This is a genomic window from Bacillus sp. AR8-1 (assembly GCF_008042345.1).
Taxonomy (GTDB): Bacteria; Bacillota; Bacilli; order Bacillales; family Bacillaceae_G; genus Bacillus_A; species Bacillus_A cereus.
The window spans coordinates 280569-299013 of sequence record NZ_QNUB01000019.1 but is presented as its reverse complement, the minus strand read 5'-3'; the positions used below and the strand labels follow the sequence as shown (position 1 = coordinate 299013).

The following is an 18445-nucleotide window of genomic DNA, read 5'->3' as shown; positions in this document are numbered from 1 at the left end:
GCCACCCAATCCATGCTTAACTCATTATTTAGTTTTAAATAGAAACATCGCGTAAGCATTGAATAGCGCAGAAGCAACTTAAATCAACAGTAATGCAAGTGGAGGTTGATATTAGTCTTGCATTTGGTACAGCTAAAAACGTACAGATTGGGTCGTCACCAGGTGGTACAGCGGTACCATCACCTAAAACTACAGTTAATACACGCAATACAGCACAGTCATCATCATCTATACTTTCTACGCGGAAAATAGGAGATCGGCAACTAGTAAGGCTTGAAGATGGTGCGAATGCTTCAAAAGGTTCTCCAGTTTTTGTGTATAAAATAAAAGGACGTGTATTAGCTACTGATGCATTGTTATGTGCACCTAAAAATGGAACTTCGCAACCAGATCCACATGTTGTCGTTGCACATTCTTGTAGTTCATGTATAAAACGAACAACATTCGATACACAGTTGAAATCACACTCATGTTGATGATCTTCATTACAATTGCAGCTCATTATGTTCACTCCTTCTCGTGAGTTCTGACATACACTATTACAATATGAGTGGGATATGGTTGATATTACGTTAATTCTTATGATAAAAACAAGGAATTTATATAGGAGGGATGTACATAACGCATTATAAAAAAAGACATCCTTATTTAGTGGATGTCTTTTCAGGTAAATCTTTTCGCACAGTATATAAAAAACGAGATATATCTAATTTCTTTCCTCTGAAAAATTGCGGAGAAGAAATGTAAAGTTCTTCTTTCGCACGTGTAATGGCGACATAAAGTAATCGGCGTTCTTCTTCTAATGCTTCAGAAGTTTCCGTAACACGATCATTTGCATCTTTTAAAGAAGAAGTATGCGGCAGGATCCCATCACTCGCTCCAAGTAAAAAGACACATGGAAATTCAAGGCCTTTTGCGTTATGAATTGACATAAGTGAAACGGCATCTTTTTGCGGCATTGTTTTTAATGCTTCCATTTCTTTTTGACCTTGAATTGCTTCGTCAATAAATTGTAAATAAGCTGGAATATCGGTGAAACGAGTTGCAGACTCCATTAATTCTTCCAACATTTCTTCTTGTATGTCTTTATGCATCGTAAAGGAAGAACGATCGTTACTTTGTAAGTACTCTAAATATTTTCCTTTACCATGAATGATTTCTTTTAATGCTTTTTTCGGTTCTAATTCTTTAATAAATTTAATAAAATCAATACGCTCATTTACTTTTTTCACTTGAAAAGGTTTTAAGCTCGGATTTAATAATAAGAAATGAAGAAGAGAAGGAAAACGGCCTTCACCATATTTCCATTGTTCACGCTCAATAAATGAAATACAATCATCACGTCCGATATACATCGTCGGCAATATGTTTGAAAGTGATTCTAGTCGAAACGGCTCAATCACGAGTCTTAAATGATCTAATACAGGCTTAATTAAAGAATGTTCATAAAATGATTGGCTCGCCCCGTGTTTAATAAACGGGATTTTATGAATGGTAAGCTGATCAAGTAACGAACGGCTTACAGAATGTGTGCGATACAGTAAACAAAAATCTTTATAGTTTCGTTCACCGCTATCCACTTTTTCTTGAATGAGCTGTAAAATTTGATTTGCTTCATCAAGAGTCGTAGCAGGTCTTGAATAAAAAGGTTGTACACCTTCCTCACGAACGGAGTATAGCTCTTTATCAAAACGTTCTTGATTTAATTTTATAACTTCATTTCCAAGCCCGACGATAAAGGGATTGGATCGATAATTCGTATTTAGTGCAATGATTGTTGTGTTATCAAATTCTTTTGGAAAAGATAAAATTATTTGGTGACTTGCCCCTCGCCAGCCATAGATAGCTTGATCATCATCACCTGCGATGAACAAATTATTTCTTGGTGTGGCTAACAATTTTACAATTTCATATTGTGCATACGATGTATCTTGAAACTCATCTACTTCAATGTAGTGAAAACGTTGTTGTAATTGAGTTAGTAAAGGAGCATTATTTTCTAACATATAATATGTTTCCAATAAGATGTCATCGAAATCAATATAATTGTATCGTTGTTTTACTTCTTCAAAACGTTCATATACTTCTTTAAATTCTTGTTCCACTGGTGTTTTCGCTTTTACATCTTTCGGACGATTTAATTTGTTTTTCTCAAGTGAAATCATCGCGAGTATCGTTTCCGCATCATAATCGTCTTTTAAACGCAATTCTTTTAAGATTTTCTTTATCATAATTTGTTTATGTTTTTCATTTGCTAAAATTTGCTGATTATACCCTTGACTACGAAGCAATTTTAAGAAAACAGAGTGGAATGTACCAGCAACAACATAGCTACTTGCTGCACGATTCATACCTGGTAACTTCGCAACACGACTTCGGATTTCTTCAGCTGCTTTTTGTGTAAATGTAAGTAATAAAATATTTCGTGGATGAACTTGTTTTACATTTACTAAATAACCAACGCGAGTTGTTAAAACAGATGTTTTCCCGCTTCCAGCACCAGCTAGTGTGAGAACAGGACCTTCTGTTGTGCGCACGGCTTCTAATTGTTTTTCGTTTAAAAAAACATTTTGTTGTTCGAGAGCGCGGAAATAAGCCGCATCTACATCTTCTTCCATAATTAAATGGGTAGATGTTTTCGGAATATGATATGTCGCACGCGGAATATCGGCGTGTGTTAACGATTTTTGTGAAAATTTTTCTTGTGTCATATGTTCACCTTCAAAACTATAGCATCAACATTTAACTTTAGCGGAAGAAAAAGAAAATAGCAATGTAAAAAACAGGAGGGGTCACCTCCTGCTTTCAAATTATAATTCTTTTATCATTACGACGTGCGGGATATTTGCTTCCATAAATACATCAGAACTCGTTACATAGCCAAGTTTTTTATAGAAATCTTCAGCATGTGTTTGAGCATGAAGTTTCAATTTTGGTAGCGAATTTTCTTTTGCATACGCTTCAAGCGCATCCATAACAATTTTTCCGATACCTTTTTTACGATGGGAACCTAGCACGCAAATGCGTTCCATTTTCCCTATACCATCAAGGGTGCGAAAACGTCCAGCACCAACTGGAACATCATTGTCATATATAACAACGTGTGTTGAAGTTTCTTCAAACTCATCGTACTCTTCTTCAGCAGAGACACGTTGTTCATTTACAAACACTTGTTTACGTACAGAGAATGCATCTCTTAGTTGTTCGTCCGTTTGTACAATCTGTGCGTGCAAATTAGTTGTTCCCCTTTCCAAGGTGGAATGTTTCGTGTACAGTCCATGTTCCATTTTCTAATTGATATAGAAGATGGAAACGATCAATTGGTTGTTCATAATAGAAATCTTTCATACGTAATCGACCCAATACATCAGCATGCTCTGCATCTGATAAGCCTTGTCCGATTGTTAAGTGAGGTACGAAAGCATATTCGCGTTCTTGTGTGAATAACCCGCCATGCATTTCTTCATTTAAGAAAGTAAGTTCAGGTGTTTTTTCTACTTTAAAATAAAGGACGTTATTAACAGGTGCGAATGAACCAACTTTCCCAACATGAAGGGTGAAAGGATTCGTTTTACCTGCGATTGTATGTAGCTCGTTTACAATCGATTCTAATTGTTCATCTTGCGTCTCAAAGGGTGTTTTCAATGTAATATGTGGCGGAACTAATGCGTAGTGCGGGTCATAACGCTTACGCAATCCGTTCGCTTTATCTTGAATCATTTTAGATGGAAAAATTACAATGCCTAATTTCATGTTCCAATTCCTCCCTTTGTAAGTCTAGTTAGATTTTGAGATAAATAAATCTCTTTATCTATTATATCAAATTATTCTGAATACTGCTCTCTATTATTTCATTGATAGAATATGAGAGAAGGCTTTCGGTAAATCAGTTTGCCAATATTTCCAAGTATGATTACCTTCAAACTCCTCGTAATGCGTAATGAAATTTCTATCTGTGAGAAGTGTATTTAACTCACGGTTTGGTTCTACGAAATCAGATACTTGTCCATCAGTACGCTTTACAGCCGTTTCTTCTGTACCAATGACGTGATACAGTTCTAATGCTTGTGGATCTTTGAAGTCTTTTGCTAAGTTCATCACTGTCTCATCCACAAATGGTGATTGCATAACGACTTTACCGAATGTATGCGGATACATAAGTGCAGTCATAAAGGAAACTGTTCCGCCAAGAGAATCACCAATTAAAACACGACCTTTTCCCATTTGGTACGTTGGATAATTTTCATCAATATATGGTGCAAGTTCATGAGCAAGGAAACGAATATATGCAGCATTTTTCACTTCACTTGGGAAATATTTTTCTTTACGATCCTGTACATTTTTATATGGAATACCGACAATAATTGTACGGTCAATTTCTTCAGTTTCACGAAGGCGCTCAATTACACGGTGCGCTTTACCAAGCTGAAAATAATCTCTACCATCTTGTGCAATTACGACTGTATGTTTGTGCAGTGGTGTGTAATTTACTGGCAAATAAACGAGAAGCGTAACGTCTTCTTGAAGTGATGCGCTATAAAATGAAATTTCTTCAATTCTCCCTATTGTTTGACTCATGTAGATCCCCCTAAATAAAAATTTACTGTAACGATTGTAAGAGCGACGCTTGTAGTGAAAAAGGAAATAAATATTCACTAATTGGTGCCTTAATTTCTATTTTACCATAATGGTACGAAGAATCTAAAAAATTAGTATTTAAGTTACGAAAGAAAACGGATATAATGAAGTGGGATTTTTGACAGGTGAGAGGGGAGACAGGATTTGAAACAAGAAAAATCAATCGCACTACCATTGGCTATTTCTATAATTGCTATTTCCTTTGCAGCAGTTTTTGTAAAGATGTCCTCAGCACCATCTTCAATATTAAGTATGTACCGCTTATGGATTATCGTACTTATTATGCTGCCTATCGTATGGAAAAAAAGAGAGGAATTTAATAGGATTCAAATGAAAGATTGGGGCTTTTTAATTGGATCTGGTTTCTTTTTAGCACTTCATTTTCTTTTATGGTTTGAATCTTTAAAGCATACAACAGTTGCTAGTTCAACAATTATTTTGGCACTTCAACCGATCGTATCTTTAGTTGGAGGTTTTTTTCTGTTTAAAGAAAGAACAACATATTCAGCCATTGCAACGATGGGAATCGCTATTCTAGGCGTAATGTGCATTGGTTGGGGAGATTTAGGTTTAAGTAAGCAAGCAATTTATGGAGACATATTATCCTTTCTAAGTGTAATAGCAGTTGTCGGTTATTTATTTATCGGGCAAACGACAGTAAAGAAAGTATCACACTGGATTTATAGCTTTACAGTCTTTGCATTCGCAGGTCTTTTTATGGGGATTTATAATGTCATATTGCAAGTACCCTTTACAGGTTATACGAAGTGGGATTGGACCGTTTTTCTTTTACTTGCGGTTGTGCCGACAGTGTCACATGTAATTAATAACTGGCTATTAAATTATGTAAATGCAACGACAATTTCAATGAGTATTTTAGGAGAACCTGTTGGAGCATCTATACTTGCGTTCTTCTTACTTGGAGAAAAATTAAAGGCAATGCAAATTATCGGTAGCATGCTCGTATTGTTTGGTGTATCTGTTTTCTTACTGCAGCAACAAAAGCGAACAGCAAAAAATGTCGTAAACGAGCCGATGTACACACAGGAATTATAGTGTTAGGGGAGAAAAGAGAAGTTGTGATACTTCTCTTTTTGTTTTATAGAAATACGGGCGTAGAAGGGGAAGGGAAATGGAGTTTCCATCAAAAAAAGATACATGGTTATATCCAATTTTTTTTATTGTTTTGGGTGCTTGTTTTGCACCAATTTTTGTAGGGAGAGAATATTTTCTTTTGCTTTTTACAATTCCATTAGCAATGTTGTTTAGCTGGAGTTGTTTTTTGGCAAGATATATTGCCCGGGAAGAAATAATTACGATTAGATCGGGTCTCGTTACAAAACGTATTTTTATACGAGATATAAAACAAATTTCAAATACGAAAAATCCAATAGCAGCCCATGCATTATCATTTGACCGACTTGAAATTGTTTACGATACACATAAAACAAAAAGTATTTCTCCAAGAAATAAAGAACAATTTATTAATCTTGTAAAAAGTAAAAACTCAAATATTGAAATCAAGTAAAAGAGTGGCTACGAAGCCACTCTTTTACTTTGGATTTGTCATATAAGGTTGTACATGAATGACACATAGGTCACGGAATTTGCCTTCAGCAGTTGTGACAATTACGACTGCTCTACCTGCGCTTTTTCCAGTAATTGTCACGGTGTCACCTTTTGGATATATGGTGATGATATCAGAATTCATATTTGACCAAATAAGCTCTTTATTCGTTGCTTGTATTGGCAAAATGGAAGCTGATAACACAATGTTTTGTCCCGTTTTTATTTTTAATTTATGTTTTTCCATATGAACACCGATGACTGAAATAACAGAAGGAGCAATTGAAATTTTAGGCGGGTTAGGTTGCATGTTTAAACAAGACGCAGAAGTATTTGTGATAGGTGAAAATTTTCGTGTTTGTTGTTGCTGGAAAGCTGCTAACATGTTGGAGTCCCCTTTCTGTATAAGTGCTGATACTCATACTATAAAGGAGTAGTGTTATGTTAAATTTAACGAAACATAAAGAATTTGTTAAATTTGATAAGAAGATTGTCGAACTGTAAAAATCTCTGCTGTTACGATAACAGCAGAGATTTTTTTATAAATTATGACGATGTTGTTTTTCGAAATCCTCAAATTGCTCTTCAACTTCTTTTGAAGGTTGTGTTAGTAAACTAACAATTACGATGGCTAGTAAACTAATAGCGAAACCTGGAATCATTTCATATAAGAAATCTTTTAAGAATTTGAATTGAGTCCATATAATAACAGTAGCGGCACCAGAAATCATACCAGCAAGTGCGCCCCATTTCGTCATACGTTTCCAATATAAGCTTAATAAAATAGCAGGTCCGAATGAAGAACCGAACCCAGCCCAAGCGTATCCAACAAGAGCTAAAATCGTATCATTTTGTTTAAGCGCTAATGCACATCCAATTAAAGCGATAACAAGAACAGCCATACGACCGACAAATACAAGTTCTTTATCAGAAGCATCACGCTTAAAGAATGTTCTATATAAGTCTTCTGTTACTGCACTCGAAGTAACGAGAAGTTGAGAAGAAATTGTACTCATAATAGCTGCTAAAATAGCTGCTAATAAAAATCCAGTAATAAGTGGATGGAATAAAATAGTGCCAAGTTCAACGAAAATCGTTTCTGGATCAGAAAGTTTTAAACCTGCTTTTGAATAGTATGCAATACCGATAAGGCCAGTAAACATAGCTCCAGCAACAGAGAAAATCATCCAGCTCATACCAATACGTCGTGCACTTTTAATTTCTTTTACAGAAGAAATCGCCATAAAGCGTACAATAATATGTGGTTGTCCAACATAACCAAGGCCCCATGCGAATAATGAAATAATTCCTAATACAGAAGTACCTTTAAAAATATCTAATAATGCCGGATCGATAGATTTAATTGTTTCAAATGCTGGACCAAGTCCATTTACGTGCATAATTGTTACGATTGGAACAAGAATAAGAGCGACTACCATAATGATTCCTTGCACGAAGTCTGTCCAACTTACAGCTAAAAATCCACCAAATAATGTGTAAGCTACGACAACTCCACCAACGATAAGAAGACCAACATGGTAATTGAGTCCAAATGAATTTTCGAATAATACAGCACCAGAGACAAATCCTGAAGCTACATAAAACGTGAAAAATATCATAATAACAAGTCCAGATACTAAACGTAGCATATGGGATTTGTCGTGGAAACGGTGTTCCAAAAATTCTGGGATAGTAATAGAGTTATTTGCAATTTCAGAGTAGGTACGTAAGCGAGGAGCGACATAAAGCCAGTTTGCATATGCGCCTAATGTTAGGCCAATCGCAATCCAGCTACTACTTAATCCAACGCTAAACATTGCACCGGGTAAGCCCATTAAAAGCCAACCACTCATATCAGCTGCTCCAGCACTTAATGCTGTTACTGCGGGGCCTAGTGTACGCCCGCCAAGCATATAATCTGTTAAGTTGGATGTTTGCTTATAAGCGAAATAGCCGATAATTAGCATCCCAAGCATGTAAATAGAGATAGAAGTTAAAATTAACATCTGCGTACTCATGTAGTTCCCCTTTCTTTTGTCATGTCTTTTGATGCGTTATGCATATTTATCCCGCATGAACGGGCAGTAAAACTCCCACCTTAAAATTGGATGGGCAAGGAAGTTAGGTGGGAGATCAACTGCCCGTAAATGCCCGATTAGTTCAACTAATAATAAGTGGGGGATGAACAAAACCCCTACTGATTAAAGTTTCACTTTATAATCTATCATGATTATTCTGAAAAATCCATATAGAAATACGAATTTTCAGAAATGTAAGCGTTTTTTGATGTTATTTTACTTTTTTAATATATAATATTCATACAAAAAACCTTATTTTTAATAGAGTATTTATTATATTTACATAAAAAGAGGTTGTTTTGTCAATATAATATTGAAAGGAAAGAAAAATAAAATTTTTAAAAAAGTATTGACTTGTGAAAAAAGTCAGGTCTATAATGAGTGCAACTTAAAAAAATGCAAGCGTTGATGAAGAAGAGTACACATGATGAACATGTCAGAGAGCTGATGGTTGGTGCGAATCAGTATGGAATTGATGTGGAATGGGCTTCGGAGCTTCCAAACCGAAACGAAAGAAGTAGGCTTTGGCGACATGATCTCATCGATACAAGAGACACGTATTGTTTTTGATACGGTAAAGTGCGTTACATTTGTAACGAATTAAGGTGGCACCACGGGAGTACCCGTCCTTTCTATAGGATGAGTACTCCCTTTTTGTGTATAAAAAATTAAATAAATGAAATCGTTTAAGTAAGAAGAGTACGTATATTGGAGACGTTACAGAGAGCCGGGAATAGGTGGGAGCCCGGTACGGTGCCATATACGGAATGGGCTTACGAGAGGTATGCTGAACAATTATTTTTAGTAGGCAACCCGGGTTCCGCCGTTACAAGGATAAGGTATAAAATTTGTACCTGAACAAAGCGGGATGCTTTTGCATCCAACACGAGGTGGTACCGCGGTATATTTATCGTCCTCTACATATTTTCGATATGTAGGGGACTTTTTTATTTTTCAGAGTGAGGTGAAGGACATGATGACGAAAGAAGAATTTATAAAACAAAAAAGAGAGAGAAAGACATTTTTAGTAATTACTGAAGAAGAAGGAGATAGCATTACGCCAATTTCTTTATATAGACGTATGAAAGGAAAGAAGAAATTTTTATTAGAAAGTTCACAGCTTCATCAAGATAAAGGGCGTTATTCTTACTTAGGATGTAATCCTTATGAAGAAGTAAAAAGCGTTGGTACGGAAGTAGAACGAACGATTTTCGGCCGGGCAGAAAAGTTACAAGGTAACGTACTACAAGTGTTAGAAGAAATAATCGCACCATCACAAGTAGACAGCCCATTTCCATTTTGCGGAGGAGCAGTTGGTTATATTGGATATGATGTCATTCGGCAGTATGAAAACATTGGAGCGGATTTACACGACCCATTAAATATTCCGGAAGTACACCTCTTACTATATCGTGAGTTTATCGTTTACGATCATTTACGCCAAAGGTTGTCGTTTGTATATGTATGCAGGGAAGATGATTCAGCAGATTATGAGGAAGTATACGAAAGGCTACGAGTATACAAAGAGGAAGTGCTACAAGGAGAAGAAACTGAAGTAAATGCAATACAATCCACATTATCATTCACTTCTTCTATAACGGAAAAAGAGTTTTGTGGGATGGTAGAAATGGCGAAAGAACATATAAGAGCTGGAGACATATTCCAAGTCGTACTGTCACAGCGTTTACAAAGTGAATGTATTGGTGATCCATTCGCGTTATACCGAAAACTTCGAATTGCAAATCCATCACCATATATGTTCTATATCGATTTTCAAGATTATGTTGTACTCGGTTCTTCACCGGAAAGTTTGCTATCAGTAAGAGAGAATAAAGTGATGACGAATCCAATTGCTGGTACAAGACCGAGGGGGAAAACGAAAAGGGAAGATGAGGAAATCGAAAAAGAACTGTTAGGCAATGAGAAAGAGCGAGCAGAGCATATGATGCTTGTAGATCTTGGGCGAAACGATATTGGTAGAGTGAGCGAAATCGGCTCGGTTACGATAGATAAATATATGAAAGTAGAAAAATACTCTCACGTTATGCACATTGTATCTGAAGTTTACGGAATATTGCGGAAACAAATGAGCGGATTTGATGCATTAGCGTATTGCCTACCAGCAGGAACAGTGTCGGGAGCTCCGAAAATTAGAGCGATGGAAATTATAAATGAGCTAGAGAATGAAAAAAGAAATGTATACGCCGGAGCAGTTGGATACGTTAGTTTTTCAGGAAATCTTGATATGGCGCTCGCCATTCGAACGATGGTCGTAAAGGATGAAAAAGCATACGTTCAAGCAGGAGCAGGAGTCGTTTACGATTCAGATCCAGTAGCTGAATATGAAGAAACATTAAATAAAGCGAGAGCGCTTTTGGAGGTTATGAAATGATTGTACTTATCGATAATTACGATTCGTTCACATATAACTTGTACCAACTGTTAGGCGAACATGAAGAAGAAATTGTAGTTGTAAGAAATGATGAAATAACGATAGAACAGTTAGAAGAGATGAATCCAAGAGGAATTGTACTTTCACCAGGACCAGGAAAACCAGAGGATGCCGGCATTTGTATCGACGTCATCCGCCATTTTTATAAGAACGTTCCCATATTAGGGATTTGTCTAGGCCACCAAGCGATCATAGCTGCATTTGGAGGAGACATTGTTAGAGCAGAACGTATTAAACACGGAAAAACATCGCGTGTGAAACATAACGGAACGTCAATCTTTTCATACGCTACACAGCCGCTAACGGCGATGCGCTATCATTCCCTTGTTGCAGAGCACACGAGCTTGCCAAAGTGTTTTGACATATTAGCGACAGCGATGGACGATGGAGAAATAATGGCAGTCCGTCACAATTATTATCCGCTCTTCGGATTACAGTTTCATCCGGAATCAATCGCAACAGAAGAAGGCGGAAAGTTAATACGTGCCTTTTTAACAGAAGTAAAAGAGGAGGAAAGAGTATGAATAACTATCTTCGTAAATTAGTGGAGGGTCAACATTTAACAGAAGAGGAAATGTATAAAGCAGGACTACTTTTATTAAGTGAAAACATATTAGAAAGTGAAATTGCAGCTTTCTTAGTCTTACTGAAAGCGAAAGGTGAAACTGCAGAAGAAATATACGGCCTTGTTCGAGCTCTTCGCGAAAAGGCACTACCATTTTCGAACCATATACAAGGAGCAATGGACAATTGCGGGACGGGTGGTGACGGTGCTCAAACGTTTAATATTAGCACAACATCAGCATTCGTACTGGCAGGAGCAGGTGTAAAGGTTGCAAAACATGGTAATCGTGCTGTTTCTAGTAAAACAGGAAGTGCAGACTTATTAGAAGAACTAGGTGTAAATATTAGTAGTACGCCAAGCGAAATTGATTATTTACTAGAGCATGTAGGTATTGCATTTTTATTTGCACCAGCGATGCATCCAGCACTAAGGCGCATTATGAAAATAAGAAAAGAATTAAACGTACCGACGATCTTTAACTTAATTGGCCCTTTAACAAATCCAGTGAATTTAGAAACACAATTTGTCGGTATTTATAAACGAGATATGTTATTACCAGTTGCACAAGTATTACAAAAGTTAGGCCGGAAACAAGCGCTTGTCGTAAATGGAAGTGGTTTTTTAGATGAAGCATCATTACAAGGGGAAAATCATGTAGTCCTTTTAAAAGATAATGAAATAGTGGAAATGAGTATTGATCCAGAAAAGTATGGTTTTTCAAGAGTGAAAAATGAAGAAATTAGAGGGGGGAATTCAAAAGAAAATGCAAAGATTACAGTCGGCGTATTGAGCGGAGAAAAGAGTGTTTATCGCGATACAGTTTTATTAAATGCAGGTCTAGCTCTTTTCGCAAATGGAAAAACGGAAACGATTGAAGAAGGAATTAAACTCGCGGCACATAGCATTGACTCTGGAAAAGCATTAGCCAAATTAAACTTATTAATTGTAGCAAGCAACGAAAAATTAGAAAGGGTGAACTAAAGTGGGGACGATTTTAGATAAAATTGTAGAACAGAAGAAAAAGGAAGTTGCGGAGTTATATGAAATATATACACCAGTAAAAACAAAAAGAAAGACACATTCACTTGTAGAAGCGTTACAGCAGTTTACTGTCATTGCAGAAGTAAAGCGAGCATCACCATCAAAAGGAGATATCAATTTACACGTTGACGTACGAAAACAAGTGGGAACATATGAGAAATGTGGTGCAGGAGCAGTATCTGTTTTAACAGATGGTCAATTTTTTAAAGGATCGTTTCAAGATTTACAAACAGCAAGAGAAGAAAGTAACATTCCGCTTTTATGTAAAGATTTCATAATCGATAAGATTCAAATCGATAGAGCGTATGAAGCGGGAGCAGATATTATTTTACTAATCGTAGCAGCGTTAACGAAAGAGAAGTTAAAAGAGTTGTATAGCTACGTGTTAGAAAAAGGATTGGAAGCGATTGTTGAAGTTCATGATGAACAGGAATTAGAAACTGCGATTGTATTAAATCCGCACGTTATTGGCATTAATAATCGTAATTTAAAAACGTTCGAAGTAGATTTAAGCCAAACTGAAAAGCTTGGAAAAAGATTGAATGAGGAGAAACTACTTTGGATTAGTGAAAGTGGCATTCATTCAAAAGAAGATATTATTCGTGTTAAAAGAGCTGGAGCCAAAGGTGTATTAGTTGGAGAGGCGCTTATGACATCATCTTCTATTAGTAGTTTTTTTGAAGATTGTAAGGTGAATATATGAAAGTGAAAATTTGCGGCATCACTGATGTGGAAACAGCGAAAAGTGCGTGCGAATATGGCGCAGATGCACTCGGATTTGTTTTTGCAGAAAGTAAACGGAAAATCACTCCAAAGAGAGCGAAAGAAATCATTCAGGAGCTTCCAGCCAACGTGTTAAAAATCGGTGTTTTCGTAAATGAATCAGTAGAAGTGATCCAGAAAATTGCAGATGAGTGTGGGTTAACACATGTACAACTACATGGGGATGAAGACAATCATCAAATTAGAAGATTGAATATTCCGTCTGTAAAATCGCTAGGAGTAACTTCAGAGAGTGATATGAAAAACGCCCAAGGGTATGAAGCGGATTATATATTATTTGATAGCCCGAAAGAAAAGTTTCATGGAGGAAATGGAAAGACATTTTCATGGGAACTACTTGGGCATATACCAAAAGAATTGCGAAAGAAAACGATATTAGCTGGTGGATTAAACGCTCTTAATATAGAAGAAGCAATTCGAATTGTTCGGCCTTATATGGTTGATGTGAGCAGCGGAGTAGAGACAGAAGGAAAGAAAGATGTAGAGAAAATAAAACAATTTATTATAAAAGCGAAGGAGTGTTCCAAATGAACTACGCATATCCAGATGAAAAAGGACATTACGGTATATACGGAGGACGATACGTTCCAGAAACGTTAATGCAATCTGTACTAGAACTAGAAGAAGCATATAAAGAAGCGATGCAAGATGAGGCATTTCAAAAGGAATTAAATCATTATTTAAAAACGTACGTCGGAAGAGAAACACCGCTTTATTTCGCTGAAAATCTGACGAAGTATTGCGGAGGTGCAAAGATTTATTTAAAACGTGAAGATTTGAATCATACAGGAGCTCATAAAATTAACAATACAATTGGTCAGGCACTACTTGCGGTGCGAATGGGTAAGAAAAAAGTTGTCGCTGAAACAGGAGCTGGACAACACGGAGTTGCAACAGCTACTGTATGTGCTCTTCTCGGGTTAGAATGCGTCATTTTTATGGGAGAAGAAGATGTAAGACGTCAAAAATTAAATGTGTTCCGAATGGAATTACTCGGAGCGAAAGTAGAAAGTGTAGCGGCAGGTAGCGGTACATTAAAAGATGCGGTAAACGAGGCGCTTCGTTACTGGGTTTCACATGTGCATGATACGCACTACATTATGGGATCTGTTCTCGGACCACATCCATTCCCGCAAATTGTCCGTGATTTCCAAAGTGTAATTGGAAATGAAACGAAAAAACAATATGAGGCGTTAGAAGGAAAGTTACCAGAAGCAGTCGTTGCTTGTATTGGCGGTGGTAGTAATGCGATGGGGATGTTTTATCCGTTCGTACACGATGAAGAAGTTGCTCTTTACGGCGTAGAAGCAGCTGGAAAAGGCGTTCATACAGAAAAGCATGCAGCAACTTTAACGAAAGGAAGCGTCGGTGTTTTACACGGATCAATGATGTATCTTCTGCAAAATGAAGAAGGGCAAATTCAAGAAGCACACTCTATTTCAGCAGGACTTGATTATCCAGGTGTTGGTCCAGAACATAGCTTGCTAAAAGATATTGGCCGCGTTTCTTATCATTCGATAACAGACGAAGAAGCATTAGAAGCATTTCAATTATTAACGAAAAAAGAAGGCATTATCCCGGCGTTAGAAAGTTCACATGCTGTCGCATACGCATTAAAATTAGCTCCGAAAATGAAGGAAGATGAAGGACTTGTTATTTGTTTATCTGGCCGCGGGGATAAAGATGTAGAGAGTATAAAACGTTATATGGAAGAGGTGTAAAAAATGGGAGTAGAAAAAATTAAAGCAGCGTTTGAAAATGGCAAGAAAGTATTTATTCCGTACGTAATGGGCGGAGATGGCGGCCTTGAAAAATTAAAAGAAAGAATTCGTTTTCTAGATGAGGCTGGAGCAAGCATCGTTGAAATTGGTATACCGTTTTCAGATCCAGTTGCAGATGGCCCAACGATTCAAAGAGCAGGAAAGCGAGCGCTGGATAGCGGCGTAACATTAAAAGGCATTTTTCAAGCGTTAGCAGAGGTAAGGAAAGAAGTACAAATGCCATTTGTTCTTATGACATATTTAAATCCGGTACTTGCATTCGGAAAAGAGAGATTCATCGAAAACTGTATAGAAGCAGGTGTAGACGGCATCATCGTTCCAGACTTACCGTATGAAGAACAAAATATTATTGCGCCGTTACTTCGAGAGGCAAACATTGCGCTTATTCCACTCGTTACCGTAACGAGCCCTATTGAAAGAATTGAAAAAATTACGAGTGAATCAGAAGGGTTCGTTTATGCTGTTACAGTAGCGGGCGTAACGGGAGTACGTCAAAACTTTAAAGAGGAGATTCATAGTTACTTAGAAAAAGTAAAATCACACGTCAACTTACCAGTAGTCGCTGGATTCGGCATTTCAACAAAAGAACATGTAGAAGAAATGGTTACAATATGCGACGGAGTTGTCGTTGGAAGTAAGATCATTGAGCTTTTAGAAAATGAAAAACGAGAAGAAATATGTGAATTAATATATGCAACAAAACAAAAAGAAGAGGCGTAGTCTCTTCTTTTTGTTTTGCGTAATAAATGTTAAAATATACAGAAAATACATATAATTTAGAGGGTGAGAAGGCATGCTAAGACGTAAACTACTATATCTTCTTTTAACTGTACCGCTATACGCTTGGCTCATTAGCATGACGAAAATAGAGTTGATGGCTCTATTTTTAGGATATGTATTTATCTTTTCCAACTTAAATCGCATTCAAGAACAGTCTATTTTAGAAATATGTCTATTTTCGATTAGTATAGAATTATTTAGTATCGTTTCGATTGTATTATTAAACGAATTATTTCTACGGATTCATTCATTTACATTAATGAAATTTTGGAATATTGCATTGCAAGCAATATGTACTTACATTGTGTTTGTTGTGTTGAAAAAAATAATCGGACAGCAGACAGTTTTTCAGGATAATAGAAAATGGGAGTGAATGAAAAGGGGCCGTTTGGCTCCTTTTTTAAATCTGTTTTAAAAACAATTGAAAATTACAACATCTGTTATATAATAGTTAAAAATTGTATTTTAAACGAAATGAGATGATAATATGGCCATATTGTTGGCACTTATCCCAATTATGATGATTTTCATTTGTTTATTTTTATTTAAACAAACGTCATTAAGGTCTTCGTTAATTTCTTATGCTGTGTCTGTTGGAATCGTTTTACTCTCGCCAACGTTTCAATTAGGGATAAGTGAAACTGTACACGCAACGATTAAAGGATGGTTAATTTGTTTTATTGTCGGGTACGTTTTATTTTTCGGTATTTTTTTATTTCACCTCATGAACAAAATGGGGTACATCGATCAAGTAGCACGTTTTCTAGAAGAAGTTACTCAGGATCGCTTATTACAAATGCTGCTTATGTGTTTTGGCATTTGCCCGCTTATTGAATCAGTAAGTGGATTCGGTATCGGCTTCATGGTTGCAGCACCTATTTTTCTTTCACTAGGATATAAACCATTTCAAGCTGTACTGCTCTCATTCATCGGCTTACTAGCTAGTTCATGGGGCGCAATGGCAACTGGTACGATTATCGGTTCGCAGCTAATAAATATGCCTCTTACAACACTTGGTACAAATACAGCGCTATTAAGTATTCCGATGTTTGCTTACTTTGTTATTCTTTCTTTACACGTTGTTGGCGGCTGGCAAGCGGTTATAGAAAAGTGGAAAGAAGGGGTAGGATTCTTTCTATTATTTTCTCTCGGAATCTATCTTTCTAATGCGTACGTAAGTGTTGAACTAGCAGGGATATTAAGTTCTATCGTTACGATTACATTTGGCTTTCTTATCATTAAATTAAAAGGAAAAAGTGGGCAAAATCTTATAACAGAACATGCCGCTGCAACGGAGAGAGAAGTATCCATTATAAAAATTATTAGCCCTTATATATTTCTAACAGTTTGTATTTTACTTTCTCGCCTCGTTCCAGCATTACATGATTTGTTCAGATCATATGCGGTTCTTGATTTGAAATCATACTCTTACAAACTAGAGTTACTATATTCACCAGGATTTTGGCTCGGTATGACTTGCTTATTTACTATTATTTTCTTCCGCATCCCGTCTAATATTATTAAACAATCACTCTCGCAAACAATCAAACAATGGATTCCTTTTGCTATTACTACGACAATGTTTATCGCCATTTCAGAATTAATGGGTGCATCAGGCATGCATTTATTACTCGCAAAGACAGCTGGTGAAACATTTGGAACCTTTTTCGTTTTCGTTGCTCCGTTTATTGGTGCTATTGGTGGATTTTTAACAGGTAGTAACGCAGGATCAAATGCAATGTTTATAAAACTACAAATGCAAACCGCACAAAACGTAGCACTCCCGTGGCAATACGTCACAACACTGCAAAACACCGCATCATCAGTAGCGACAATCGCTTGCCCGTCACGGATTACACTAGGTGCTTACTTATGTAATATCCCTTACCGTGAAAATGAACTGTTAAAGAAGACGACGTTAATGATCTTTGGTGCGGTTTTGCTTGTAATGGTAGAAGTTATCGTTTGGTATATGTTGAGAAATTAAAAATCCTCCTAACATAGGAGGATTTTTTTTATGAGTGGATAATGATTTAAATATGAATAGCTTCTACTAAATGAATAGGAGATGAAATGTATGCCCCTAAAAAACTACGGTGTGTTAAAAGGTACAGTTATACAATCAAAGATTGGAAAAGGGAAAACACCTCATTATCAAGTTCATTTACAGGGCGAGACTGGAGTAGATTATCGTATTGCTATTAACGTAAAGTCGCAAAGTTATCCGTCAGAAGTTTTATATTTTGCGAGTAACAATATTAGGTCAGAGGCGATTCATATTTTACCGACATTACCATTTGGTTTTACGGAAGTAAAAAATAATGAGCCGAAAGTAGCTTTAGATTATGTAAGAGGAAATCTATTTGACTCAAAACAAATGATTCCTTTGCCTCCCGAAAAAGCAGGTGCAGATAATGATTTAAACGAAAAAATAGAACGTTATATAAAGCGAGCGATGGAAGAAAAAGCAATTATTTACGCGTTTGGCGAAAGATGGGGACCAGAAGAAAATACACCAGATTCCTATTTTCATTTCAAACCAGGAAACGGTATACATGATATTCACATGAATCAAGGGAATGTAGAGAAATGGAAAGCTGATAATGGTATATGGCAAGACGGAGGAATACTCATTCACTTTGAAAAGGAAGAAGAATGGATTGGTATCTTTCTTGCCTTCCAATCACAGTCATGGTGTACCGATGAAGAGGGGCATGCTCGTGTTCCGGTTGAGCATTGTGATTATAAGGGGAATAATTAA

Annotated in this window: 19 protein-coding genes and 2 other annotated features; of the genes, 12 read left to right on the top strand and 7 right to left on the bottom strand. The window is 36.6% G+C overall.

Annotated features, from left to right (window positions below; genetic code table 11):
• Window positions 1-34: 34 nt before the first annotated feature.
• The 5 genes from cotY to DN400_RS16600 all read right to left on the bottom strand — a co-directional run bounded on the left by cotY (window position 35) and on the right by DN400_RS16600 (window position 4578).
• Window positions 35-502, bottom strand: a complete 468-nt coding sequence (gene cotY / locus DN400_RS16620) for a spore coat protein CotY (protein WP_001277719.1) — start codon at window positions 500-502, stop codon at window positions 35-37.
• Window positions 503-644: 142 nt separating this feature from the next.
• The gene (locus DN400_RS16615) at window positions 645-2711 is read right to left on the bottom strand and encodes an ATP-dependent helicase (RefSeq protein WP_000191206.1); all 2067 of its coding nucleotides are present in this window, start codon (window positions 2709-2711) and stop codon (window positions 645-647) included.
• A gap of 99 nt (window positions 2712-2810) precedes the next feature.
• Window positions 2811-3233 (bottom strand): GNAT family N-acetyltransferase, encoded by a 423-nt coding sequence (locus tag DN400_RS16610; RefSeq protein ID WP_000543305.1) that lies wholly within the window; start codon window positions 3231-3233, stop codon window positions 2811-2813.
• Between the two features lies 1 nt (window position 3234).
• Window positions 3235-3753, bottom strand: a complete 519-nt coding sequence (locus DN400_RS16605; RefSeq protein ID WP_000765871.1) for a YjcG family protein — start codon at window positions 3751-3753, stop codon at window positions 3235-3237.
• A gap of 93 nt (window positions 3754-3846) precedes the next feature.
• Window positions 3847-4578: an alpha/beta hydrolase gene (locus DN400_RS16600; RefSeq protein ID WP_000084015.1), complete on the bottom strand. Its 732-nt coding sequence runs from the start codon at window positions 4576-4578 to the stop codon at window positions 3847-3849.
• A gap of 204 nt (window positions 4579-4782) precedes the next feature.
• Here DN400_RS16600 and DN400_RS16595 point away from each other — a divergent pair, with 204 nt between their 5' ends.
• Together DN400_RS16595 and DN400_RS16590 are read left to right on the top strand one after the other, a co-directional pair.
• The gene (locus tag DN400_RS16595; protein ID WP_147801759.1) at window positions 4783-5694 is read left to right on the top strand and encodes a DMT family transporter; all 912 of its coding nucleotides are present in this window, start codon (window positions 4783-4785) and stop codon (window positions 5692-5694) included.
• Window positions 5695-5770: 76 nt separating this feature from the next.
• Entirely contained in the window at window positions 5771-6166 is a 396-nt protein-coding gene (locus DN400_RS16590) for a PH domain-containing protein (protein ID WP_147801758.1), read from the top strand.
• 24 nt (window positions 6167-6190) lie between these two features.
• Here the strand turns inward: DN400_RS16590 and DN400_RS16585 are convergent, their stop codons facing one another.
• Both DN400_RS16585 and putP read right to left on the bottom strand, forming a co-directional pair.
• On the bottom strand, window positions 6191-6589 hold the full coding sequence (locus DN400_RS16585; RefSeq protein ID WP_000878735.1) for an Ig-like domain-containing protein: 399 nt from the start codon (window positions 6587-6589) through the stop codon (window positions 6191-6193).
• A gap of 154 nt (window positions 6590-6743) precedes the next feature.
• Window positions 6744-8222: a sodium/proline symporter PutP gene (gene putP, locus DN400_RS16580; protein WP_000107189.1), complete on the bottom strand. Its 1479-nt coding sequence runs from the start codon at window positions 8220-8222 to the stop codon at window positions 6744-6746.
• A 456-nt stretch (window positions 8223-8678) separates the two neighbouring features.
• Window positions 8679-8916: a binding site (T-box leader), on the top strand.
• Window positions 8917-8958: 42 nt separating this feature from the next.
• Window positions 8959-9203: a binding site (T-box leader), on the top strand.
• A gap of 52 nt (window positions 9204-9255) precedes the next feature.
• Here putP and trpE point away from each other — a divergent pair.
• From trpE to DN400_RS16530, 10 genes are all read left to right on the top strand, one after another.
• Entirely contained in the window at window positions 9256-10674 is a 1419-nt protein-coding gene (gene trpE, locus DN400_RS16575) for an anthranilate synthase component I (RefSeq protein ID WP_002093911.1), read from the top strand.
• Window positions 10671-11258, top strand: a complete 588-nt coding sequence (locus DN400_RS16570; protein ID WP_000636319.1) for an aminodeoxychorismate/anthranilate synthase component II — start codon at window positions 10671-10673, stop codon at window positions 11256-11258. Before trpE ends, DN400_RS16570 begins: the two co-directional genes overlap by 4 nt.
• Window positions 11255-12280 carry an anthranilate phosphoribosyltransferase gene (gene trpD / locus DN400_RS16565; protein WP_001067370.1) on the top strand — a complete coding sequence of 342 codons (1026 nt, stop codon included), beginning with the start codon at window positions 11255-11257 and terminating at the stop codon, window positions 12278-12280. The genes DN400_RS16570 and trpD overlap by 4 nt, the downstream gene beginning before the upstream one ends.
• 1 nt (window position 12281) lies before the next feature.
• A complete protein-coding gene (gene trpC, locus DN400_RS16560) occupies window positions 12282-13043 on the top strand; it encodes an indole-3-glycerol phosphate synthase TrpC (RefSeq protein ID WP_000536702.1) in 762 nt (253 codons plus the stop codon).
• Window positions 13040-13654 carry a phosphoribosylanthranilate isomerase gene (locus DN400_RS16555; RefSeq protein ID WP_000865144.1) on the top strand — a complete coding sequence of 205 codons (615 nt, stop codon included), beginning with the start codon at window positions 13040-13042 and terminating at the stop codon, window positions 13652-13654. Before trpC ends, DN400_RS16555 begins: the two co-directional genes overlap by 4 nt.
• On the top strand, window positions 13651-14844 hold the full coding sequence (gene trpB, locus DN400_RS16550) for a tryptophan synthase subunit beta (protein WP_001105015.1): 1194 nt from the start codon (window positions 13651-13653) through the stop codon (window positions 14842-14844). Before DN400_RS16555 ends, trpB begins: the two co-directional genes overlap by 4 nt.
• 3 nt (window positions 14845-14847) lie before the next feature.
• Window positions 14848-15624 carry a tryptophan synthase subunit alpha gene (trpA, locus tag DN400_RS16545; RefSeq protein WP_000537838.1) on the top strand — a complete coding sequence of 259 codons (777 nt, stop codon included), beginning with the start codon at window positions 14848-14850 and terminating at the stop codon, window positions 15622-15624.
• Between the two features lie 73 nt (window positions 15625-15697).
• The gene (locus DN400_RS16540; RefSeq protein WP_000946150.1) at window positions 15698-16057 is read left to right on the top strand and encodes a DUF4029 domain-containing protein; all 360 of its coding nucleotides are present in this window, start codon (window positions 15698-15700) and stop codon (window positions 16055-16057) included.
• Between the two features lie 114 nt (window positions 16058-16171).
• The gene (locus DN400_RS16535; RefSeq protein WP_000996260.1) at window positions 16172-17671 is read left to right on the top strand and encodes an L-lactate permease; all 1500 of its coding nucleotides are present in this window, start codon (window positions 16172-16174) and stop codon (window positions 17669-17671) included.
• Window positions 17672-17761: 90 nt separating this feature from the next.
• Complete coding sequence (locus DN400_RS16530) at window positions 17762-18445, top strand: DUF2278 family protein (protein WP_001128610.1); 684 nt, start codon at window positions 17762-17764, stop codon at window positions 18443-18445.